The organism is Micromonospora sp. NPDC004540, from assembly GCF_040610095.1.
Classification (GTDB): Bacteria; Actinomycetota; Actinomycetes; order Mycobacteriales; family Micromonosporaceae; genus Micromonospora.
Genome location: NZ_JBEXLR010000107.1, coordinates 1 through 21677, shown reverse-complemented (window position 1 = coordinate 21677; position 21677 = coordinate 1). Strand labels below are relative to the sequence as shown.

Annotated in this window: 22 protein-coding genes; 19 read left to right on the top strand and 3 right to left on the bottom strand. The window is 72.3% G+C overall.

What is annotated here, in order from left to right:
* Positions 1-147: 147 nt before the first annotated feature.
* Positions 148-1044 (bottom strand): AAA family ATPase, encoded by an 897-nt coding sequence (locus tag ABZV78_RS26895; protein ID WP_355642898.1) that lies wholly within the window; start codon positions 1042-1044, stop codon positions 148-150.
* A gap of 241 nt (positions 1045-1285) precedes the next feature.
* On the opposite strand from ABZV78_RS26895, the gene rpmE reads away from it, so the two are divergent.
* Complete coding sequence (gene rpmE, locus ABZV78_RS26890) at positions 1286-1510, top strand: 50S ribosomal protein L31 (protein WP_091262200.1); 225 nt, start codon at positions 1286-1288, stop codon at positions 1508-1510.
* A gap of 112 nt (positions 1511-1622) precedes the next feature.
* On the top strand, positions 1623-2711 hold the full coding sequence (gene prfA / locus ABZV78_RS26885) for a peptide chain release factor 1 (RefSeq protein ID WP_355642897.1): 1089 nt from the start codon (positions 1623-1625) through the stop codon (positions 2709-2711).
* A gap of 13 nt (positions 2712-2724) precedes the next feature.
* Here prfA and ABZV78_RS26880 read toward each other — a convergent pair whose 3' ends face one another.
* Complete coding sequence (locus tag ABZV78_RS26880) at positions 2725-4278, bottom strand: GGDEF domain-containing protein (RefSeq protein WP_355642895.1); 1554 nt, start codon at positions 4276-4278, stop codon at positions 2725-2727.
* Positions 4279-4351: 73 nt separating this feature from the next.
* Here ABZV78_RS26880 and prmC point away from each other — a divergent pair, with 73 nt between their 5' ends.
* From prmC to ABZV78_RS26860, 4 genes are all read left to right on the top strand, one after another.
* Positions 4352-5299, top strand: coding sequence for a peptide chain release factor N(5)-glutamine methyltransferase (prmC, locus tag ABZV78_RS26875; RefSeq protein WP_355642893.1), 948 nt, complete (start codon positions 4352-4354; stop codon positions 5297-5299).
* Positions 5299-5943: an L-threonylcarbamoyladenylate synthase gene (locus ABZV78_RS26870; RefSeq protein ID WP_355642900.1), complete on the top strand. Its 645-nt coding sequence runs from the start codon at positions 5299-5301 to the stop codon at positions 5941-5943. Before prmC ends, ABZV78_RS26870 begins: the two co-directional genes overlap by 1 nt.
* Positions 5944-6555, top strand: a complete 612-nt coding sequence (locus ABZV78_RS26865; protein ID WP_355642891.1) for a phosphotyrosine protein phosphatase — start codon at positions 5944-5946, stop codon at positions 6553-6555.
* Positions 6556-6667: 112 nt separating this feature from the next.
* The gene (locus ABZV78_RS26860) at positions 6668-8779 is read left to right on the top strand and encodes a transglycosylase domain-containing protein (protein WP_355642889.1); all 2112 of its coding nucleotides are present in this window, start codon (positions 6668-6670) and stop codon (positions 8777-8779) included.
* Between the two features lie 12 nt (positions 8780-8791).
* Here the strand turns inward: ABZV78_RS26860 and ABZV78_RS26855 are convergent, their stop codons facing one another.
* Positions 8792-10261, bottom strand: coding sequence for an SDR family oxidoreductase (locus ABZV78_RS26855; RefSeq protein ID WP_355642887.1), 1470 nt, complete (start codon positions 10259-10261; stop codon positions 8792-8794).
* 35 nt (positions 10262-10296) lie between these two features.
* Here ABZV78_RS26855 and glyA point away from each other — a divergent pair, with 35 nt between their 5' ends.
* The 13 genes from glyA to ABZV78_RS26790 all read left to right on the top strand — a co-directional run bounded on the left by glyA (position 10297) and on the right by ABZV78_RS26790 (position 21274).
* Complete coding sequence (gene glyA / locus ABZV78_RS26850) at positions 10297-11586, top strand: serine hydroxymethyltransferase (RefSeq protein ID WP_355642885.1); 1290 nt, start codon at positions 10297-10299, stop codon at positions 11584-11586.
* Complete coding sequence (locus ABZV78_RS26845; protein ID WP_355642883.1) at positions 11579-12010, top strand: hypothetical protein; 432 nt, start codon at positions 11579-11581, stop codon at positions 12008-12010. Before glyA ends, ABZV78_RS26845 begins: the two co-directional genes overlap by 8 nt.
* A 174-nt stretch (positions 12011-12184) precedes the next feature.
* The gene (locus ABZV78_RS26840; protein WP_302772104.1) at positions 12185-12421 is read left to right on the top strand and encodes an AtpZ/AtpI family protein; all 237 of its coding nucleotides are present in this window, start codon (positions 12185-12187) and stop codon (positions 12419-12421) included.
* An 11-nt stretch (positions 12422-12432) separates the two neighbouring features.
* A complete protein-coding gene (gene atpB / locus ABZV78_RS26835; RefSeq protein ID WP_355642881.1) occupies positions 12433-13230 on the top strand; it encodes a F0F1 ATP synthase subunit A in 798 nt (265 codons plus the stop codon).
* A 65-nt stretch (positions 13231-13295) separates the two neighbouring features.
* Complete coding sequence (locus ABZV78_RS26830) at positions 13296-13529, top strand: ATP synthase subunit C (protein ID WP_046563803.1); 234 nt, start codon at positions 13296-13298, stop codon at positions 13527-13529.
* Positions 13530-13558: 29 nt separating this feature from the next.
* Entirely contained in the window at positions 13559-14098 is a 540-nt protein-coding gene (locus tag ABZV78_RS26825; RefSeq protein WP_212832735.1) for a F0F1 ATP synthase subunit B, read from the top strand.
* On the top strand, positions 14098-14919 hold the full coding sequence (locus tag ABZV78_RS26820; RefSeq protein WP_355642879.1) for a F0F1 ATP synthase subunit delta: 822 nt from the start codon (positions 14098-14100) through the stop codon (positions 14917-14919). The genes ABZV78_RS26825 and ABZV78_RS26820 overlap by 1 nt, the downstream gene beginning before the upstream one ends.
* An 86-nt stretch (positions 14920-15005) precedes the next feature.
* Positions 15006-16658 carry a F0F1 ATP synthase subunit alpha gene (gene atpA / locus ABZV78_RS26815; RefSeq protein ID WP_355642877.1) on the top strand — a complete coding sequence of 551 codons (1653 nt, stop codon included), beginning with the start codon at positions 15006-15008 and terminating at the stop codon, positions 16656-16658.
* A gap of 2 nt (positions 16659-16660) precedes the next feature.
* Complete coding sequence (locus ABZV78_RS26810; protein WP_355642875.1) at positions 16661-17590, top strand: F0F1 ATP synthase subunit gamma; 930 nt, start codon at positions 16661-16663, stop codon at positions 17588-17590.
* Positions 17590-19026 carry a F0F1 ATP synthase subunit beta gene (atpD, locus tag ABZV78_RS26805; RefSeq protein WP_091262169.1) on the top strand — a complete coding sequence of 479 codons (1437 nt, stop codon included), beginning with the start codon at positions 17590-17592 and terminating at the stop codon, positions 19024-19026. The genes ABZV78_RS26810 and atpD overlap by 1 nt, the downstream gene beginning before the upstream one ends.
* A 217-nt stretch (positions 19027-19243) precedes the next feature.
* Positions 19244-20389, top strand: coding sequence for an LCP family protein (locus ABZV78_RS26800; protein WP_355642874.1), 1146 nt, complete (start codon positions 19244-19246; stop codon positions 20387-20389).
* A gap of 138 nt (positions 20390-20527) precedes the next feature.
* Positions 20528-20806, top strand: a complete 279-nt coding sequence (locus tag ABZV78_RS26795; protein ID WP_355642872.1) for a F0F1 ATP synthase subunit epsilon — start codon at positions 20528-20530, stop codon at positions 20804-20806.
* A 12-nt stretch (positions 20807-20818) separates the two neighbouring features.
* Positions 20819-21274 (top strand): DUF2550 domain-containing protein, encoded by a 456-nt coding sequence (locus ABZV78_RS26790; protein ID WP_355642870.1) that lies wholly within the window; start codon positions 20819-20821, stop codon positions 21272-21274.
* Positions 21275-21677 lie beyond the last annotated feature (403 nt).

Here is a 21677-nt window from a genome sequence, read left to right as displayed (position 1 = left end):
CCGCCTCGATCTCCCGGCGCAGCTCGTCGTAGAGGTCTCCGGCGAGCGCGACGACCAGCGCCTCCAGGCTGGGAAAGTAGCGGTAGATGGCCGGGCGGCCGCGCAGGACCTGATCACGGGACGCAAGACGCCCGCCCAGGCCGCGCGTCAGAAGTCGCCCTCGGCGACCTGGAAGACGGTCAGGCCGAGCGACCGCCACATCCGGACCACCTGCTGCCGGTCGTCGAAGACCCCGACCACCCGGTAGCGGTCCTTGATCTCCCGCTCGTAGATCTCCTGCTTGACCACGGCGTCCTTGCGGTGGTCGCCGACCGCCCGCAGGTGCAGCGCCAGGTAGGGCACCTTGACGTGCCGGGCCAGCCAGGCCTCCGTGTCGGGCCGGGCGGTGGCGTCCCGGCCGGAGCAGAAGACCACCCCGTGCCCGGCCGCGTGCATGGCCCGCACCGCCGCGATCACCGCCTCGTTCGGCACGTCCTCGCCGACCCGGGTCATGTCGTACGGGCTGCGTGACACGTTCAGCGCCACCGTGCCGTCGATATCGACCAGCACGATGTCGGGGCGCTCGGCGGTCTCCCGCTCCACCCGCGCCGGGCCGCCGGCCCGGGCAGTCGGCAGCGGCAGCGGCAGCGGGCGGTTCGCCAGGTAGCGCTCGTGCAGCCGGCGGATGGCCGCCTCGCCGACCCGGTCGGCCTCGGGGCGCTCGGCGTCCCGGCGCAGGCACTCCTCCAGCGGGACGTCGGTGAAGTCGTGCACCTCGAACGCCGCGCCGTACCGGTCGGCCAGCTCGGCCCAGTCCCGCAGGGTGCGCGAGCGCAGGTTGGTGTCGTCCACGCAGACGCTCACCCGGGCCGCCAGCAGCGCCTCCACCTGGGCCCGCTGCGCCCGGCTGACCTGCCCCTCCGCCCACTGGGTGAAGAGCCGCTCACCGTGCAGCATCCGGCGCAGGTCGTCCCGGTTGACCCGGACCACGCCGGGCTGGAGCCGGCGGGCGAAGGTGGTCTTGCCGGAGGCCGGCAGCCCTCGGGTGGCGATCAGGCGGAACATCCCCGTACCTCCCGTTCATCCCTCGGCCGTCTCCACGAATGCCCGCCAGGCGGGCGGGAATGCGTAGCGGGAGGTGAGCGTTGCGCCTGCCGGACCTGGTGTGCGGCCCGCTCGACGGGTCGGCCGACGCCCATGGCACACTGGTCAATCGGCCACCGGTTCCGGTTCACGCCCGAGCCCGTCGCGACGACGGGGAGCACGACGGCGACCCGGCGACCACCGACGAAAGGACCGAGGCGACATGAAGCCCAACATCCACCCGGAGTACGTGACCACCGAGGTCCGCTGCTCCTGCGGCAACACCTTCACGACCCGCAGCACCGCCAAGGGCGGTTCGATCAGCGTCGAGACCTGCAGCGCCTGCCACCCGTTCTACACCGGCAAGCAGCGCGTCCTCGACACCGCCGGTCGGGTCGCGAAGTTCCAGCAGAAGTACGCCAAGGTTCAGGCCAAGAAGGCCAAGTAGCTCCGTCGACGACGCCCGTGTCCGGCTCCGTGCCGGACGCGGGCGTTCGTCCGTTTGCGCCCGGTTCCGTCCCTCCCTGCCCGATCGTCGTCGTCGAAGGAGCATCCGCAGCATGAGCAGTGAGCGCCTGGCCGCCCTCCTCGACGAGTACGCCGAGCTGGAGCAGCGGCTGGCCGACCCCGCCATCCACGCCGACCAGGGCACCGCCCGCCGGGTCGGCCGGCGCTACGCGGAGCTGGTCCCGCTGCACAAGGCCGCCGGCGAGCTGGAGCAGGCCCGGGCCGACCTGGCCGCCGCCCGCGAGCTGGCCGCCGAGGATCCGGCCTTCGCCGCCGAGGCGGAGGCCATCGCGGCGTCCCTGCCGGCCCTGGAGGAGCGGCTGGCCGAGCTGCTCATCCCGCGCGACCCGCACGACGCCAAGGACGTCATCGTCGAGATCAAGGCCGGCGAGGGCGGCGAGGAGTCGGCGCTGTTCGCCGGCGACCTGCTGCGGATGTACACCCGCTACGCCGAGCGGCACGGCTGGGTCACCGAGGTGATCGACGCGCAGGACTCCGACCTCGGTGGGGTCAAGGACGTCTCCCTGGCGATCAAGACCAAGGGCGTGCCCGAGGGCGGCAACGGGGTCTGGTCCCGGCTCAAGTGGGAGGGCGGCGTGCACCGGGTGCAGCGCGTTCCGGTGACCGAGTCGCAGGGCCGGATCCACACCAGCGCGGCCGGCGTGCTGGTGCTGCCCGAGGCCGAGGACGTGGACGTCACCATCGACCCGAACGAGCTGCGGATCGACGTGTTCCGCTCGTCCGGGCCGGGCGGCCAGTCGGTCAACACCACCGACTCGGCGGTCCGGATCACCCACGTGCCCACCGGGATCGTGGTCTCCTGCCAGAACGAGAAGTCGCAGCTCCAGAACCGCGAGCAGGCCATGCGGATCCTGCGGGCCCGGCTGCTCGCGGCCGCCCAGGAGCAGGCCGACGCGGCCGCCTCGGACGCCCGCAAGGCGCAGGTGCGCACCGTGGACCGGTCGGAGCGGATCCGCACCTACAACTTCCCGCAGAACCGGATCACCGACCACCGGATCGGCTACACCGCGTACAACCTCGACCTGGCCCTGGGCGGCGAACTGGACGGGGTGCTCGACGCCCTCGGCGAGGCCGACCGGGCCGCCCGCCTGGCCGGCGAGCCGGAGCTCGGCCGCCGCTGACCCCGCCCCGCGCTCAGGAGGCGCGGAGGCGGTCCTTGGCGCGCAGCATCTCCCGGTCGGCCAGCTCGAAGGCGGCGCCCAGCGCCTCCCGGACGCTCACCCCGGTGCCCCCGTCGACCTCGGCGAAGCCGATGCTGACCCCGACCGGGGTGCCGGGGACCAGCGACTCCCAGTCCTCGGTGTGCACGGCGGCCTGGATCCGCCGGGCCACCTCGGTGGCCTCCGCCATGCCGGTCTCCGGCAGCACCACGACGAACTCGTCCCCGCCGTAGCGGGACACGAAGTCGCCCCGCCGCATCACCCGGTTGATCACCCCGGCGATCCGTTGCAGCACCAGGTCGCCGGAGTGGTGCCCGTGTCGGGTGTTCACCGCCTTGAACCCGTCCAGGTCGCAGACGCCGATCACCACCCGCTCGCCCCGGGCCACCACCGCGGCGATGTAGCGCTCCAGCCGGCGCCGGTTGGGCAGCCCGGTGAGCGGGTCGGTGAGCGCCTCGCCCTCGTACCGGGCGGCCTCGCGGCGCATCTCCTCGTGGTCGATCCGGGCGGCGATGCCGTCGATGTAGACGTCCCGCAGCCGGTCGCTGCGCTGCGCGGCCAGCCGGAACGCGTGCCGGTCGGCCCGGTGCGCGGCGGCGTGGTCACCGGCCCGGGCCAGCGCGATGCTGCGCAGCCGGGGCGCCTCGGCGGCGCCGAGCGTCTCGTCGGAGACCCGGATGGTGTCCAGCCGGGTGACCGCCTCGATGGGCCGGCCCTCGGCGACGGCCAGGCAGACCTGCCCGAGCTGGCGCAGGTCGCGGGCGCGGGCGCTGTCGCCGCCGTGCCCGAGCAGCCGGGCCGGGTCGGCGTCGCCGCCGGAGTCCACCCGGTCGCCGAGCGCCGCCCGCCGGGCCGCGGCGTAGCCGTATGCCGCCAGGCTGCTCGGCCGCAGGCTGCCGGCCCGCCCGCTGCGCAGGAACCGGGCCAGGTCGCCCGCCACGTCGCGGAGCACCCGCAGGCAGCCGTCGCTGTCGCCGTTGTGGTCCAGCGCCACCGCGTTGCGCAGCCGGATGCCGGGCGCGGCGAAGGTCTCCTCGGGGATGCCCGCGGTCAGCCCCACCTGGCGGGCGCGCTCGATGGCGCCGAGCGCGTGGCCGTGGAAGCTCAGGTAGGAGTAGGCCATCGCCAGGTCGTGCCAGCCCCAGGCGGTGTCCCGGTCCGGGTCGTCGTCGGCGCTCAGCGCCCGGGCCGCCCGGACCAGGTGCGTGACGCAGCGGTCCAGCGCGCCCTGGTGGTGCGCGGCGAGCGCGGCGAGGGCGTTGAGGTGCCCGTGCAGGTAGGGCTCGGCCAGGTCCCGGACGGCGGCGGACGCCTCCTCGATGGCCCGGGTGAACTCGGCCGTCCGACCGAGATTGATCAGCGCGGAGAGGCGCTGCACCAGGGCGTCCGCCCGCGTGCACGGGTCGTCGGTGGTGCGGATGACCCGGTCCAGCAGGGCGCACGCCTCCGCCGAGCGGCTGACCTCCTGCAACGCCCGGGCGCGCCGGAGGGCGTCAACCTGGTCCTCGACCCGGTCGAGCCAGCCCACTCGCGACCTCCTGTCGGTGTGCGTCCGGACGCACCCGCTCGTGAGGTGCCCCGCGACGCTTCATGATTATGTCGTGACCTCCCTCCCGCAACACCCGTCCGAAGGGTCAGAACGCGAGCGCCCCTCACTGGTGGTCGCCCGGGCGGCCCAGGCCCTCGCGGCGGCGGGCGTCGAGGCGCCCCGCGCGGAGGCCGAGCAACTGGCCGCGCACGTGCTGGACGTGCCGCGCGGCCGGCTGGCGCTGGCCGACGGCTTCACCCCGGCGCAGCGCGACCGCCTCGACGCGCTGGTCGACCGGCGGGTGGCCCGGGAACCCCTCCAGCACCTCACCGGCGCCGCCGGCTTCCGGCACCTGGAGCTGGCGGTCGGCCCGGGCGTCTTCGTGCCCCGGCCGGAGACCGAACTGCTCGCCGGCTGGGGCATCGAGCAGGCGCGCCGGTGGCCCGCGCCGCTGGTTGTCGACCTGTGCAGCGGGTCCGGCGCGATCGCCCTGGCGGTCGCCCAGGAGCTGCCCTCGGCCCGGGTGGTGGCGGTGGAGCGGTCCCCGGCGGCGCTGGACTGGCTGCGCCGCAACGCCGCCGAGCGGGCCGCCGCCGGGGACCGGCCGGTCGAGGTGGTCGCCGCCGACGTCACCGACCCGGAGCTCCTCGCCGACCTGGTCGGCCGGGTCGACGTGCTGCTCTGCAACCCGCCGTACGTGCCCCGGTCGGTGGTGGTGTCGCCCGAGGTGGCCGGCCACGACCCGGACGAGGCGGTGTTCGGCGGCGCGGACGGGCTGGACGTCATCCGGCCCGTGGTGGGCCGGGCCGCCGCGCTGCTCCGCCCCGGCGGTGTGCTCGGGGTCGAGCACGACGACACCCACGCCACGGCGGTGCCCGCGCTGCTCGCCGCCGACGGCCGCTACGAGCGGGTCGAGGAGCACCGCGACCTGGTCGGGCGGCCCCGGTACGCGACGGCGTCCCGCCGGGCGGACGGCCAACACGCCGACCCCGGCCCGGCGTGGCAGACTGGCTCCTCGTGATGCTCTACGACTGTCGGTCGCCCGCCGATCGGGACCGCGGCATCGCCGCTGCCATCGAGGCGGTCAAGAACGGGGAACTCGTCGTCCTGCCGACCGACACGGTCTACGGCATCGGCGCCGACGCCTTCACCCCCTACGCCGTGAAGGCCCTCGCCGACGCCAAGGGTGGCGCCCGGCAGGCGCCCCCGGTGCTGATCGGTTCCCGGCACACCCTCGACGGGCTGGTCTTCTCGCTGCCCCGCTCGGCCCGCGAGCTGGTCGAGGCGTTCTGGCCGGGCGCGCTCACCATCGTGGTGGAGCATTCGCCGAGCCTGGCCTGGGACCTGGGCGACTCCAGCGGCACGGTGGCGGTGCGGATGCCGCTGCACCCGGTGGCGCTGGAGGTGCTGCGGGAGACCGGCCCGATGGCGGTGGCCTCGGCCAACAAGGTCGGCCAGCCCGCCGCGCTCACCGCCGAGGAGGCCCGCGACCAGCTCGGCTACGGCGTCCGGGCCTACCTGGAGGCCGGCCCGGCGCTCGACCCGGTGCCGAGCACCATCGTCGACCTGACCGGCGAGGTGCCCCGGGTGCTGCGCCAGGGCGCGGTGACCCTGGAGAAGCTGCGTGACGTGGTGCCGGACATCCTCGACGAGCGGGGGGTCTGAGTGCCCCCGTTCACCGTCCTGCACGTCTGCATGGGCAACATCTGCCGCTCCCCGATGGCCGAGCGGCTGCTGGTGCTCGCGGTCCGGGAGCGGCTGGGCCGGCTCGGCGTCGACCCGGACCGGTCGGACGAGCTGGTGCACAGCCACAGCGCCGGCACCGGCGGCTGGCACGCCGGCGAGGAGATGAACCCGCCGGCCGCCCGGCAGGTGACCTCGCGCGGCGGTGGGGTGGACGGGTTCGCCGCCCGCCGGCTCCGCTCCGACCTGATCGACGCCGCCGACCTGGTCCTCACCGCCACCACCGACCAGCACGAGTACGTGGTGGCGCTGCGCCCGGACGCCGCCGCGCGCACCTTTGTGCTGGGCGAGTTCGGCCGGCTGCTCGGCGGGCTGGACCGGGCCGCGCTGCCCCCGGTGGAGGCCACCCCCGATTCGGTGTACGCCCGGGGCGTGGCGCTGGTGACGGCGGCCGACGCGGCCCGGCAGGGCAGCACCGCGCTGCCCACCGACGACCTGGACGACCCCTGGGGTCGCGGCGACCAGTGCTTCAGCCGGGTGGCCGACGAGATCGAGGAGACCGTCCAGCCGCTGGCCACCGCGCTGCTTCCCTGAGGTTCATCCTTTCTCGCGAACTTCCTGCGCGTTCCGCCGAAGATGACGGCGAAACCGGCGATTCCGGTCATTCTGGACGGGTCCGTACGGCCGGCTCCTGCGGGGAGAGCTGATGAACCGGGCCCATCTGAACAAGCTGTTCACCGTCATGCTCGCCGGCGTGCTCGCCGGGCTGGCCCTGGCCGCCGCCGCGCTGCCGGCCGCGCTGGTCTTCGGGCTCGGCTTCAAGAACCTGATGCCCTACGCCGCGCTGCCGGAGTCGCTCAAGACGCCGGAGCCGGCCCAGCGCTCCAACCTCTACGCCAGCGACGGCCGCACCCTGATCACCTCGTTCTACGTCGAGGACCGGGTGGACGTGCCGGTCGGTGAGGTGGCGCCGGTGATGCGGCAGGCCATCGTGGCCGCCGAGGACGTCCGGTTCTACCAGCACCACGGCGTCGACGTGCGCGGCGTGGCGCGGGCCTTCACGGCCAACCGCCGGGAGGGCACCCGGCAGGGCGCCTCCACGCTGACCATGCAGTACGTGCGCAACGCGCTGGCCGGCGACCCCCGGCTGACCGAGGAGCAGCGGGTCAGGGCCACCGAGATCACCCTGGGCCGCAAGATCCGCGAGATGCGGTACGCGCTGGCCCTGGAACGCCGGATCAGCAAGGACGAGATCCTCGGGCGCTACCTGAACATCGCCTACTTCGGCGCCGGCGCGTACGGCATCGCGGCGGCCAGCAAGCGCTACTTCTCCACCACGCCGGCCCAGCTCACCCTGGCCCAGTCGGCGATGCTCGCCGGGCTGGTCCGCGCGCCCGACACCGACGACCCGATCAACGGCGACGCCGACTCGGCGCTGGGTCGCCGGGCGTACGTGCTGGACCGGATGGTGGAGACCGGCCAGGTGGCCGAGGCGGACGCGGCCCGGGCCAAGGCCGAGCAACTCAACCTCAAGCCCAGCGCCACCCCGAACGACTGCACCGCGGTGCCCGCCGGGCACAACGACTGGGGCTTCTTCTGCGACTGGTTCACCCAGTGGTGGAACGCCCAGCCCGCCTTCGGCAAGACGGCGGACGAGCGGCAGCGCACGCTGCGCCGCGGCGGCTGGTCGATCGTCTCCTCGCTCGACCCCGACGTGCAGGCCAAGGCCACCGAGCAGGTGCTGCGGATCTACCCGAACAGCAACCAGCGGGCCGCGCCGACCGCCGTGGTGCAGCCGGGCACCGGCCGGGTGCTGGCCATGGCGGTGAACCGCAACTACAGCGTGGCCGCCAACCCGGACGCCCGGCAGAACTACCCGAACACGGTCAACCAGCTGGTCGCCGGCGGCGCGGGCATCGCGGGCTACCAGGCCGGCTCGACCTTCAAGCTCTTCGCCCTGCTGGCCGCGCTGGAGTCCGGGCTGCCGCTGGCGACCGAGTTCGACTCACCCCGCGTCTTCGTCACCAACTACCCGATCGACGGCGGTCCGGCGAGCTGCGGCGGCCGCTGGTGCCCGGAGAACGCCAATCCGGACTGGATGAACGGCGACCAGACCATGTGGAGCGCCTTCGGCCGGTCGGTGAACACCTACTTCGCGTGGCTGACCGAGCGGGTCGGCGCGGACCGGGTGGTGGAGATGGCCCAGCGGCTGGGCATCGTGTTCCGCTCGCCCGAGGACGCCCGGCTGGCCCGGGACGGCGCGAAGAACTGGGGACCGTTCACCCTCGGGGTCTCCGCCACCACCCCGCTCGACCTGGCCAACGCGTACGCCACGGTGGCCGCCGAGGGGACCTGGTGCCGGCCCACCCCGATCGCGTCGATCACCGACCCCACCGGCCGCAGGGTGGCCGCCGGCAAGCCCGACTGCCGCCAGGTGCTCGACACCGAGGTGGCCCGGGCGGCGGCGGACGCGGCCCGCTGCCCGGTCGGTGACCAGTCGATGTACCGCCGCTGCGACGGGGGCACCGCCGAGGACCTGGCTCCCGGCCTGCGCCGCCCGCTCGCCGGCAAGACCGGCAGCTCCGAGCGGAACGCGACGGAGACCGTGGTCGCCTTCACCCCGCAGCTCGCCGTGGCGACCATCGCCGCGAACCCGGACGACCCCCGGGACGCCGTCGGCGGCGGGGTCCAGGTCCGCCAGATCGAGGCCGTGGGCCGGCTCCTCGCGTACGCGCTGCGCGACCAGCCGGTCCTGGACTTCGTCCCGCCGAGCCAGACCGTCGCCTTCGAGCGCGCCAGCCCCCGCAGCGGCAACTGACGCCGGGGCGGGTCAGCGGGGGCCGGGCCGCTCGGCGCCGCGGGCGATGTTGCGGGCCATGCCGCCGAAGATGACGGCGTGGAAGGGGGCGACCGAGGCCCAGTAGAGGTGGCCGGGCAGGCCGTGGGGGAGGAAGACGGCGCGCTGGACGTAGCGGCTGCGGCCGTCGCCGGCCGGCTCGACGCGCATCTCCAGCCAGGCCCGGCCGGGCAGCCGCATCTCGGCGCGCAGCCGCAGCAGCTCGCCGGGGACGATCTCCTCGACCCGCCAGAAGTCCAGCGCCTCGCCCACCTGGAGGCGGTGCGGGTCGCGCCGGCCCCGGCGCAGCCCCACCCCGCCGATCAGCCGGTCCAGCCAGCCGCGCACCGACCAGGCGAGCGGGAACGAGTACCAGCCGTGCTCGCCGCCGACCCCCTCGACGACCCGCCACAGCGCCCCCGTCGGGGCGCCCACGGCCCGTTCGCGCAGGTCGGTGTACGCCGTCCCGCCGGACCACGCCGGGTCGCTGGGCAGCGGCTCGGCCGGCGCGTCCGGCCCACTCGCGGTGGACCAGCGGGTCTCCACCTGGGCGTCGCGGACCTTCGCCAGCGCCAGGGCGACCGCCTCGTCGAAGCCGGTCAGCCCGCCGGGCGGGTCGGGCACGTACCGGGCGATGTCGTGCTCGCGGGCGACCGCCTCGTGGACCAGGCTCTCCACCAGCGGCCGGGCGATCGCGTTCGGCACCGGGGTGATCAGGCCGACCCAGTACGAGGAGAGCGCCGGAGTCAGCGGCCGCACCGGCAGGATCATCCGCCGCCGCAGCCCGGCCACCCGGGCGTACCGCTGCATCATCTGCTCGAAGGTGAGCACGTCCGGGCCGGCGATGTCGAAGGCCCGGTTCACCTCGGGCGGCAGGTCGGCGCAGCCGACCAGGTAGCGCAGCACGTCGCGGACGGCGATCGGCTGGATCCGGTTGCGCACCCAGCGCGGGGTGACCATCGCCGGCAGCCGCTCGGTCAGGTGGCGCAGCATCTCGAACGAGGCCGAGCCCGACCCGATGATCACCGCGGCCCGGAGCACCGCCGTCGGCACCCCGGCGGCCAGCAGGATCCGGCCGACCTCCGCGCGGGACCGCAGGTGCGCCGACGGGACGTTCCGGTCCGCCGCCGGCTCCGGCCCGCCCAGGTAGACGATCCGGCGTACGCCCGCGGCGCGGGCCGCGGCGGCGAAGTTCTCGGCGGCCTCCCGGTCGGCGGCCTCGAAGCCGCGCTGGCCGAGCGAGTGGACCAGGTAGTACGCCACCTCCACGCCCTCGAATGCCGCCGGCAGCGTCTCCGGTCGCCGCAGGTCGCCCTCCGCGATCTCGGCCCGGGACGCCCACGGCACGTCGCGCAGCCGCCCCGCCCTGCGGGCCAGGCAGCGGACGGTGTGCCCGTCGGCCAGCAACCGCGGCGCGAGGCGCCCGCCGATGTAACCCGTGGCGCCGGTGACGAGGCATCTCACGGCTTCCAGTCTGTGGCTCCGTAGACTCCTTCGCTGTGGAGAACGCGAGGGACACCTTCTGGGGGCCGGACTTCCAGCAGCTCAGCAGCGCCGATCCGGAGATCGCCGAGGTGGTGCTGGGGGAGTTGGCGCGGCTGCGCGGCGGCCTGCAACTGATCGCCAGCGAGAACCTGACCTCGCCCGCGGTGCTGGCCGCCCTGGGCTCCACGCTGACCAACAAGTACGCCGAGGGCTACCCGGGCCGGCGCTACTACGGCGGCTGCGCCGAGGTGGACCGGGCCGAGGAGCTCGGCATCGCCCGGGCCCGGGAGCTGTTCGGGGCCGAGCACGCCAACCTCCAGCCGCACTCCGGCGCGAGCGCCAACCTGGCCGCGTACGCCGCCCTGGTGCAGCCGGGCGACACCGTGCTGGCCATGGACCTGCCGCACGGCGGGCACCTGACCCACGGCAGCCGGGTGAACTTCTCCGGCAAGTGGTTCCACCCGGTCGGCTACACGGTCCGGCCGGACACCGAGCTGATCGACTACGACGAGGTCCGCGACCTGGCCCTCGCGCACCGGCCGAAGCTCATCATCTGCGGCGCCACGGCGTACCCGCGGCTGATCGACTTCGCCCGGTTCCGGGAGATCGCCGACGAGGTCGACGCCTACCTCATGGTGGACGCGGCGCACTTCATCGGGCTGGTCGCCGGCCGGGCCATCCCGTCCCCGGTGCCCTACGCCGACGTGGTCACCTGCACCACCCACAAGGTGCTGCGCGGCCCGCGCGGCGGCATGATCCTCTGCCGGGAGCCGCTGGCCGCCCGGATCGACAAGGCGGTCTTCCCGTTCACCCAGGGCGGCCCGCTCATGCACGCGGTCGCCGCCAAGGCGGTCGCCCTGCGCGAGGCCGCCCAGCCCGAGTTCCGGGCGTACGCCTCCCAGGTGGTCAGCAACGCCCAGGCGCTCGCCGACGGGCTGGCCGCCGAGGGCATGCGGCCGGTCTCCGGCGGCACCGACACCCACCTGGCCCTGATCGACCTGCGCGAGACCGGGGTGACCGGGGCCGCGGCCGAGGCGCGCTGCGACGCCGCGGGCATCACGCTGAACAAGAACGCCATCCCGTACGACCCGCAGAAGCCGATGGTCGCCTCCGGGATCCGGGTGGGCACGCCGAGCGTCACCACCCAGGGCATGCGCGAGGGCGAGATGCGCCGGATCGCCACGCTGATCGCCCGGGCGGTGCGCACCGACCCGGAGTCGCCCGGCGGCGCGGACGAGCTGGGCCGGATCGCCGGTGACGTGACCGAGCTGGTCGGCGCCTTCCCGGCGTACCCCCGTGGCTGAGCCGGGGACGCGCGCGGCGGAGGCGGCCGCGGACCGGGGCTGGCGGCTGCGCCACCTGCCCGTGCTGCTCGTCGCCTCGGTCCTGATGGCGGCCGTGGCGGCGGTGGCCGGCGGGCTGGCCCGAGGCGTGGACGGCGCGCTCGGCGCGGCGGCGGGGGTGGCCGTCACCGCGGTCAGCTACACCCTCACCACGGTCGTGCTGGCCTGGGCCGACGCCCGGGACCCGCAGCTCGTGCTCCCCTTCGGGCTCGGTCTCTACATCGCCAAGATGACCCTGCTCGGCGGGGTGATGGTGCTCGTCGGAGCGACCGGCTGGGCGGGTCTGATCCCGTTCTGCCTCGGCATCGCGGCCGGTGTGCTGATCTGGACCGGGGTGCACATCTGGTGGCTGGCCACGGTGCACGCCCGGCGCGTCCACAACTGACGCCGTCTCATCCTTCGGACGCGCGCCGGTGTGTCCGCGATCGGTCATTCTCTCAGTGGCGGAGGGGGAGTAGCGTGCCTCCAGACGACTTCGCCCACCCGTGTCCCACACAACCAGGTTGTGCGGGGGGTGAGGCACAGCCTCTTCGGCTCGACTGATATCGTTCGCCCCGTCATGGCCGGTGACCAGAAACCCCCCAGCGCTGGCGGCCCGAGCGATGTTCCGCCCGGTGCCGGTCAGGGTTGGACCGCGCTCTCGTACCTCATCGGGGGCATGCTCGTCTGGGGTTTCATCGGCTGGCTGGTCGACCGTTGGCTCGACACCGGCGGCATCGCCACCGGGATCGGGATCGTGCTCGGCATGGCCGGGGGGATCATCCTGGTCGTCCGCCGACTGGGCACGCCTACTTAGGAAGGGACGCGGTGTTCGGACAGGCGAACGTCCTGGCTCAGGGCCAGGCGGAATTCCCACCCACGGTGGGGGACTTCTACCTGCCCAGCATCCTGCCCTGGGGTGCGGAGAACTCGTACTGGTTCACCAAGATCACGGCGATGGTGTGGATCGCCGTCGGCGTTCTGATCATCTTCTTCCTGGCCAGTTACCGGAACCCGCAGCTGGTGCCGACCAAGAAGCAGTGGTTCGCCGAGTCGATCTACGGCTTCGTGCGCAACAACATCGCGGTCGACATGATCGGGCACGCGGGGGTGCGCTTCGCGCCCTACTTCACCACGCTGTTCTGCTTCGTCCTGCTGACGAACGCGTTCGCGATCATCCCGTTCTTCCAGATCTCGCCGAACTCGCACATCGCCTTCCCGGCCTTCCTCGCCGTGATCAGCTACGTGCTCTTCAACTACATCGGCATCCGGCACCACGGCTTCGTGAAGTACTTCAAGAACTCTCTGATCCCGCCGGCGCCCTGGTACATCCTGCCGCTGCTGATCCCGATCGAGTTCTTCTCCACCTTCCTGGTCCGGCCGTTCTCGCTCGCCGTCCGTCTCTTCGCGAACATGTTCGCCGGCCACATGCTCCTGCTGGTCTTCACGCTCGGCGGGTTCGCCATGCTCAGCGCCAACGCCTGGCTGGCCCCGGTCTCGGTGGTCTCCTGGGTGATGACGATCGCGCTGACCTTCCTCGAGTTCCTGGTGATCTGTCTGCAGGCGTACGTCTTCACGGTGCTGACCGCCAGCTACGTGCAGGGCGCGCTCGCCGAAGAGCACTGATCCACTTCGCACCAACCGTTGTCGTCCCGCGTGACCGTCACGCGTGATAACCAGGAGGAACCGCAATGAGCATCCTTGCCGAGGTAACGGGCAGCACCGCTGCCATCGGTTACGGCCTGGCCGCCATCGGCCCGGGCATCGGCGTGGGCCTGGTCTTCTCGGCCTACATCCAGTCGACGGCCCGCCAGCCGGAGTCGTCCCGGATGACCCTCCCGTACGTCTGGATCGGCTTCGCCGTCATCGAGGCCCTGGCGCTGCTCGGTATCGCCTTCGGCTTCATCTGGGCCGGCACCGCCTGATCCAGCCCCTCTGACCGGGAGGTTTCCCCATGTACTTCCTCGCCGCTGAGGGTGGTGAGACGACCCACAACCCGATCATCCCTGTCTGGCAGGAGATCGTGGTCGGTGGGATCGCCTTCATCGTGCTCTGCTTCGTGCTGATGAAGTTCGTCTTCCCCCGCATGGAGCAGACGTTCCAGGCGCGGGTCGACGCGATCGAGGGCGGCATCAAGCGCGCCGAGGCCGCCCAGGCCGAGGCGAACCAGCTGCTCGAGCAGTACCGGGCCCAGCTCGCGGAGGCGCGTACCGACGCCGCCAAGATCCGCGACGACGCCCGGGCCGACGCCGAGGGCATCCGTCAGGACATCCTCGCCAAGGCGCGCGAGGAGTCCGACCGGATCATCGCCGCCGGCAAGGAGCAGCTCGCCGCGGAGCGGGCCACCATCGTGCGCGAGCTGCGCACCGAGGTCGGCACCATCGCGGTGGACCTGGCCAGCCGGATCGTCGGTGAGTCGCTCGCCGACGAGGCGCGTCGCAAGGGCACCGTCGACCGGTTCCTGAGCGGTCTCGAGAGCACGGGGGCCCGCTGATGCAGGCCGCCAGCCGGGAGTCGTACAAGATCGCGGCGGACCGCCTCGACGCGTACGCCCGCGGCGCGGAGCCGTCGGCGGTGGCCTCCACCGCCGACGACATCCTCTCCGTCGCCGCCCTGCTGCGGCGCGAGCCGCGGCTGCGCCGGGCGCTCTCCGACCCGGCCCGGAGCGGTGCGGACCGGAGCGGCCTGCTCGGCGACATGCTGCGCGGCCGGATCGGCGCCGACGCGCTCGACCTGCTCGCCTCGCTCGTCTCCGGCCGCTGGTCGGCTCCGTCGGAACTGCTCGACGGCGTCGAGCGGCTGGGCGTCGAGGCGCTCCTGGCGAGCGCCGACAAGGCCGGCGAGCTGGGCGAGGTCGAGGACGAGCTGTTCCGCTTCGGGCAGGTCGTGTCCGGCTCCCCGGAGCTGTCCAACGCGCTCTCCGACCCGATGGCCCCGGCCGAGCGGCGGGCCACCCTGGCCGACCAGCTGCTCGCCGGCAAGGCCCGGCCGATCACCGGCTACCTCGTCGGGGCCGCGCTCGGCGGCTTCGGGGGACGCTCCTTCACCGGTGCGCTCACCCGGCTCGTCGAGCTGGCCGCCGACCGGCGGGACCGTCAGGTCGCGTACGTGACCGTGGCGGCCCCGCTGAGTGACGAGGAGGAGCGACGCCTCGGTGCCCGCCTCTCCGAGATGTACGGTCGGGAGGTCTCCGTCAAGCAGACGGTGAACCCGGACGTGCTCGGTGGGGTGAGTGTGCGGGTCGGCTCCGACCTGTACGACGGCACCGTCCTGCGCCGCCTCAACGAGACCCGCAACGCGCTCGCGAAGCGCTGATCAGCGACTGAGCAGCCCTGATTCGACGCCATCGGACCGGTCGGTACTAGGTATCCCCGGGCCCCTGATACTTAAGGAAGCAGAGGATGGCCGAGCTGACCATCTCGACGGAGGAGATCCGCGGCGCCCTGGAGCGCTACGTCTCCTCCTACACGGCCGACGTCTCCCGTGAGGAGGTCGGCACCGTCTCCGACGCCGGCGACGGCATCGCCCACGTCGAGGGTCTGCCCTCGACCATGACCAACGAGCTCCTGGAGTTCGAGGACGGCACGCTGGGCGTGGCGCTGAACCTCGACGTCCGGGAGATCGGTGTCGTCGTCCTCGGTGACTTCGCCGGGATCGAAGAGGGTCAGCGCGTCAAGCGGACCGAGCGGGTGCTCTCGGTGCCGGTCGGCGACGCCTTCCTGGGCCGCGTGGTCAACGCGCTCGGCCAGCCGATCGACGGCCTCGGCGACATCGCCAACGAGGGCTACCGCGAGCTGGAGCTGCAGGCTCCGAACGTGATGGCCCGGCAGTCGGTCTTCGAGCCGATGCAGACCGGTATCAAGGCCGTCGACGCCATGACCCCGATCGGCCGCGGCCAGCGCCAGCTGATCATCGGTGACCGGAAGACCGGCAAGACCACGGTCGCCCTGGACACCATCCTCAACCAGCGCGAGAACTGGCGCTCCGGCGACCCGACGAAGCAGGTCCGCTGCATCTACGTCGCCGTCGGCCAGAAGGCCTCCACCATCGCCTCCATCAAGGGGACGCTGGAGGAGGCCGGCGCGATGGAATACACCACCATCGTCGCCTCCCCGGCCTCCGACCCGGCCGGCTTCAAGTACCTCGCCCCGTACACCGGCTCGTCCATCGGCCAGCACTGGATGTACGGCGGCAAGCACGTCCTGATCGTCTTCGACGACCTGAGCAAGCAGGCCGAGGCGTACCGGGCCGTGTCGCTGCTGCTGCGCCGCCCGCCGGGCCGCGAGGCCTACCCGGGTGACGTCTTCTACCTGCACTCCCGGCTGCTGGAGCGCTGCGCCAAGCTCTCCGACGAGCTGGGCGGCGGCTCGATGACCGGTCTGCCGATCATCGAGACCAAGGCGAACGACATCTCGGCGTTCATCCCGACCAACGTCATCTCCATCACCGACGGCCAGATCTTCCTCGAGACCGACCTGTTCAACCAGGGCGTCCGGCCGGCCATCAACGTCGGCACCTCGGTCTCCCGGGTCGGTGGCGCCGCGCAGGTGAAGCCGATGAAGAAGGTCGCCGGCTCGCTGCGGCTCAACCTGGCCCAGTACCGCGAGCTGGAGGCGTTCGCCGCCTTCGCCTCCGACCTGGACCGGGCCTCCCGCGCCCAGCTGGACCGTGGCTCCCGCCTGGTCGAGCTGCTCAAGCAGCCGAACTACTCGCCGTACCCCGTGCAGGAGCAGGTCGTCTCCGTGTGGGCCGGCACCGAGGGCAAGCTGGACGACATCCCGGTGGGCGAGGTCCGCCGCTTCGAGTCGGAGTTCCTCCAGTACCTCCGGCACAAGCACGAGGGCGTCCTGGCCGGCATCGCCGACAACAAGTGGGACGACGACATCATCGGCTCGCTCGACTCGGCCATCACCGAGTTCAAGAAGGTCTTCCTGGGCAAGGAGGACGAGGTCCGGCTCAACGAGGCCCCGGCCGCGCCGCTCGAGGGCGAGGAGAACCGCGAGACGGTGACCCGCTTCCGCGACGGCTCGACCGACCGCCCGGCTGAGAGCTGACGATGGCCGCGCAGGTTCGCGTTCTTCGTCAACGGATCCGCTCGGCGAAGTCGATGAAGAAGATCACCAAGGCGATGGAGCTCGTCGCGACGAGCCGCATCGCCAAGGCCCAGGCCCGGGTGGCGGCTTCGCTGCCGTACGCCCAGGCCATCACCGGCGTGCTCACGGCGCTGGCCTCGAATGCGCGGATCGACCACCCGCTGCTCACCCCGCGCGAGCGGGTGCGGCGGGCGGGCGTCCTGCTCGTGACGGCCGACCGTGGCCTGGCCGGTGGTTACAGCACCAACGCGATCCGGACCGCGGAGTCGCTGATCTCCCGGCTGCGGGCGGACGGCAAGGAGCCGGTGCTCTACGTCGTCGGCCGCAAGGGCGTGACGTACTACCGGTTCCGCAACCGGGACATCGCGGCGAGCTGGACGGGCTTCTCCGAGCAGCCGGGCTTCTCCGACGCCCGCGAGGTGGGCGAGACGCTGATCAAGGCGTTCACCGCCGGCGCGGACGACGTGGAGGGGCAGGCCGGGGCGGACGGGATCCTCGGCATCGACGAGCTGCACATCGTCTACACCGAGTTCAAGTCCCTGATGACCCAGAATCCGGTCGCGAAGATCATCGGCCCGATGCAGGTCGAGGACCGGCCGCGGTCCGAGGGCCTGCTGCCGGCGTACGAGTTCGAGCCGGAGGCGGAGGCGCTGCTCGACGCGCTGCTGCCGAAGTACATCAACACGCGGATCTACGCGGCGTTGCTGGAGTCGGCGGCCAGCGAGTCGGCGGCCCGTCGGCGGGCCATGAAGAGCGCCACCGACAACGCCGAAGAGATGATCGAGAAGTACACGCGTGAGATGAACTCGGCCCGCCAGGCCGGGATCACCCAGGAGATCAGTGAGATCGTCGGCGGCGCGAACGCGCTGGCCGCGTCGGGAAGTGAAGTGTGATGACTGCCCCAGTAGAGACCAAGACGGCCACGGGTCGCGTGGTCCGGGTCATCGGCCCGGTCGTCGACGCCGAGTTCCCGCGCGACGCCATGCCGGACCTGTTCAACGCCCTGCACGTGGACGTGACGCTCTCCGGCGGCGAGAAGACGCTGACCCTCGAGGTCGCCCAGCACCTGGGTGACAACGTGGTCCGCGCCATCTCGATGCAGCCGACCGACGGCCTGGTCCGCGGCTCCGAGGTCCGGGACACCGGCTCGCCGATCACCGTGCCGGTGGGCGACGCGGTCAAGGGCCACGTGTTCAACGCGATCGGCGAGGTCCTCAACCTCACCGAGGGCGAGACGCTCGAGGCGGACGACCGCTGGCAGATCCACCGCAAGGCCCCGGCCTTCGCGGACCTGGAGCCGAAGACCGAGATGCTGGAGACCGGCATCAAGGTCATCGACCTGCTCGCCCCGTACGTCAAGGGCGGCAAGATCGGCCTGTTCGGCGGCGCGGGCGTGGGCAAGACGGTGCTCATCCAGGAGATGATCACCCGTGTGGCCCGGAACTTCGGTGGTACCTCGGTCTTCGCCGGCGTGGGTGAGCGCACCCGTGAGGGCAACGACCTCATCGCCGAGATGACCGAGTCCGGCGTCATCGACAAGACCGCGCTGGTCTACGGCCAGATGGACGAGCCGCCGGGCACCCGGCTGCGGGTCGCCCTCTCCGCGCTGACCATGGCGGAGTACTTCCGCGACGTGAAGAAGCAGGAGGTGCTGCTCTTCATCGACAACATCTTCCGCTTCACCCAGGCCGGTTCCGAGGTCTCCACGCTGCTCGGCCGCATGCCGAGCGCCGTGGGTTACCAGCCGACCCTGGCCGACGAGATGGGCGAGCTCCAGGAGCGGATCACCTCCGTCCGGGGCCAGGCCATCACCTCGATGCAGGCGATCTACGTGCCCGCCGACGACTACACCGACCCGGCGCCGGCCACCACGTTCGCCCACCTGGACGCGACCACCAACCTCGAGCGGTCGATCTCCGACAAGGGCATCTACCCGGCCGTGGACCCGCTGGCGTCCTCGTCCCGGATCCTCGCCCCGGACTTCGTCGGCGCCGAGCACTTCGCGGTCGCCACCGAGGTGAAGCGGATCCTGCAGCGCTACAAGGACCTGCAGGACATCATCGCCATCCTCGGCATCGAGGAGCTCTCCGAGGAGGACAAGGTCACGGTGGGCCGGGCCCGCCGGATCGAGCGCTTCCTGTCGCAGAACACCTACGCCGCCGAGCAGTTCACCGGCGTGCCGGGCTCGACGGTCCCGATCAAGGAGACCATCGAGGCGTTCAAGAAGATCAGCGAGGGCGAGTACGACCACTTCCCCGAGCAGGCGTTCTTCATGTGCGGCGGTCTGGAGGACCTCGAGAAGAAGGCCAAGGAGCTGATGGAGGGCTGAGAGCCCGCTCACACTCCACAGAGGCCGCCCCGACGAATGTCGGGGCGGCCTCTGCCTGTTCGGGGCCTCCCGTTACCAGATGCCCGGTTCTCGGGCAAGCAGTTCGGCAGACCACGCGGTACCGTTCGTGACACGACGTTCACGTCATGGGCGTTGATCTCTTGCAACGAAACGGATCCGCGCGCCCGTCTACCAGTCGTGGGCGTGACGATTGGAGATGCTCGTGGGTGGTGAGACCGGCACGGACCGCGGCAAGCGGTCCATGTGGCGTGGCGTACCGCGGTGGGCCCGGGTCTGCACCATCCTCGGCGTCGTCATGATGGTGCTCAGCGGCTCCGTGCTGGTGGGCTACCACGCGCTGGTCGCCCGCTACGAGGGCGCGGTCGGCAAGGGCGATCTCTTCGGCGACCAGGCGGCCGGCGCCAAGGAGAAGAAGAGCGACATCAAGGGCCCGCTCAACATCCTGCTGGTGGGCATCGACCCCCGCAACCCGAGGACCCGCCCGCTCGCCGACTCGATCATGATCCTGCACGTGCCGGCCGGCCTGGACCGCGGCTACCTCTTCTCGCTCCCGCGCGACCTGCGGGTGGAGATCCCCGAGTTCCCCAAGGCCAACTACTCCGGCGGCACCGACCGGCTCAACGCCGCCATGTCGCACGGCAGCGCGGTGGCCGGGCAGAACCCGAGCGCGGCCCAGGGCTTCGAGTTGCTCGCCAAGACGGTGCAGCAGGTCACCGGGATCGAGCGCTTCGACGCCGGGGCGATCATCAACTTCACCGGTTTCAAGAAGATCGTCGACGCCATGGGCGGCGTCGACATGTACATCGAGCGGGACGTCAAGTCCGAGCACCTGCAGCCGGATGGCACGCCGCGGCAGCTCAAGCCGGGCGGCGGGGGCTACCTCGGCCCGCAGGCCGTCTACGAGAAGGGCAACGCCCACCTCAAGGGCTGGCAGGCGCTGGACTACGTCCGGCAGCGCTACCCGAAGAACGGTGTGCCGGACGCCGACTACGGCCGGCAGCGGCACCAGCAGCAGTTCGTCAAGGCGATGGTGAGCCAGGCGTTCAGCGCCGACGTGGTGGCCAACCCGGTGAAGCTGGACCGGGTGCTCCGCGCGGCCGGCCAGTCGCTGATCTTCAACGGCCGGGGCAACAGCGTGGTCGACTTCGCCCTCGCCCTCAAGGGCATCCGGCCCGACTCGATTGAGACGATCAAGCTGCCCGGCGGCCCGGTCGAGACCAGCCGGGGATACCAGGGCGAGCGGCTGCTGGCCCCCGCCGAGGACTTCTTCGCGGCCCTGCGCAACGAGCAGGTCGACGCGTTCCTGCTGGAGCACCCCGACTTCAAGCAGAAGAGCAAGTAGCGTGAGCGCCAACGGGGCTCCGGCACCCGCCGGGGCCCCGTTGGCGTGACCGTGGCGCAGCTCTCGCCACCCGCGTTGGGTGGGCCTCGGGGGCGCGACTAGACTTTCGGCAATCCGCCGCCGCAGCAAGGAGACAGCGTGGCACAGCAGCTTCACGTCGAGCTCGTAGCCGTCGAGGAGAAGGTCTGGTCCGGCGAGGCCGAGATGGTCGTCGCCCGGACGACCGAGGGTGAGCTGGGTGTGCTGCCGGGGCACGCGCCCCTGCTCGGCCAGCTCGCGGAGCCCAGCCAGGTACGCATCAAGCAGGCCGGCGGCGAGCAGCTCGCGTACGACGTGGCGGGCGGCTTCTTGTCGGTGTCGGACGAGGGCGTGACCGTCCTCGCCGAGAGCGCCACCCCGGCCACCCCGGCGCGCTGAGCCGACCCGCCGATGGAGATCGTGGAAGGGATCGGCATCGGCGTCGCGGTCGTTCTCGCGGCGCTTCTGATCCTCTTCGTCCGGCGGGCGCTGTTCACCCGCAGCGGAGGCATCATCCGGCTCAGTGTCCGGGTGTCCACGATCCTCGACGGCCGAGGCTGGTCTCCCGGCTTCGGCCGCTTCGTCGGCGACGAGCTGCGCTGGTACCGCATGTTCAGCTTCGCCCTGCGTCCCAAGCGGGTGCTCTCCCGCAAGACGCTGGCCGTGGAGCGGCGCCGGCTACCCGAGGGGCAGGAACGCCTCTCCATGCCGGCCGACTGGGTCATCCTGCGCTGTACCAGCAACCACGCTCCGGTCGAGATCGCCATGGCACGGTCCACGGTCACCGGCTTCCTCTCCTGGCTCGAGGCCGCCCCTCCGGGGGCGGTCTCGCCACGTCTGGCCTCCCAGGACTGGCCCGCCGCCTGACCCGCCCGCTCGTTCCGCGTGGTGGTCTGCGGTGTCCGGCATGCGCCGATACCGCGCAGCTGGGCGAACCCACACTTCGGCGAGCTGGAGTCGGCCACGCCCGTTCGCCCTGCGGCCGGTCCCGGTCGACCTGATTTCTGGGGCGAATGTCCGGTTCGTGGCCGCCCTGCGGCGTTGAGTGGAACGCCACGTGTGTCTCCCGAGCCGGGATACCTCCATGGCGTTCCACCGACCGTCCCGGCCTGAGCGTGGTGTCCGGTTCGTGCGGGTGGTCGGCGGCACCCCGCCGGCGGAATGGCCGGCGGGCGGGGGTCGTTGTATCCGGGTGAACGACCGAGGAAGGCGCCCCGCCGAGGTGGGTGTGCCGGGCCCGGAATGATGGTGGCCGGCCGGTCGTTGTACA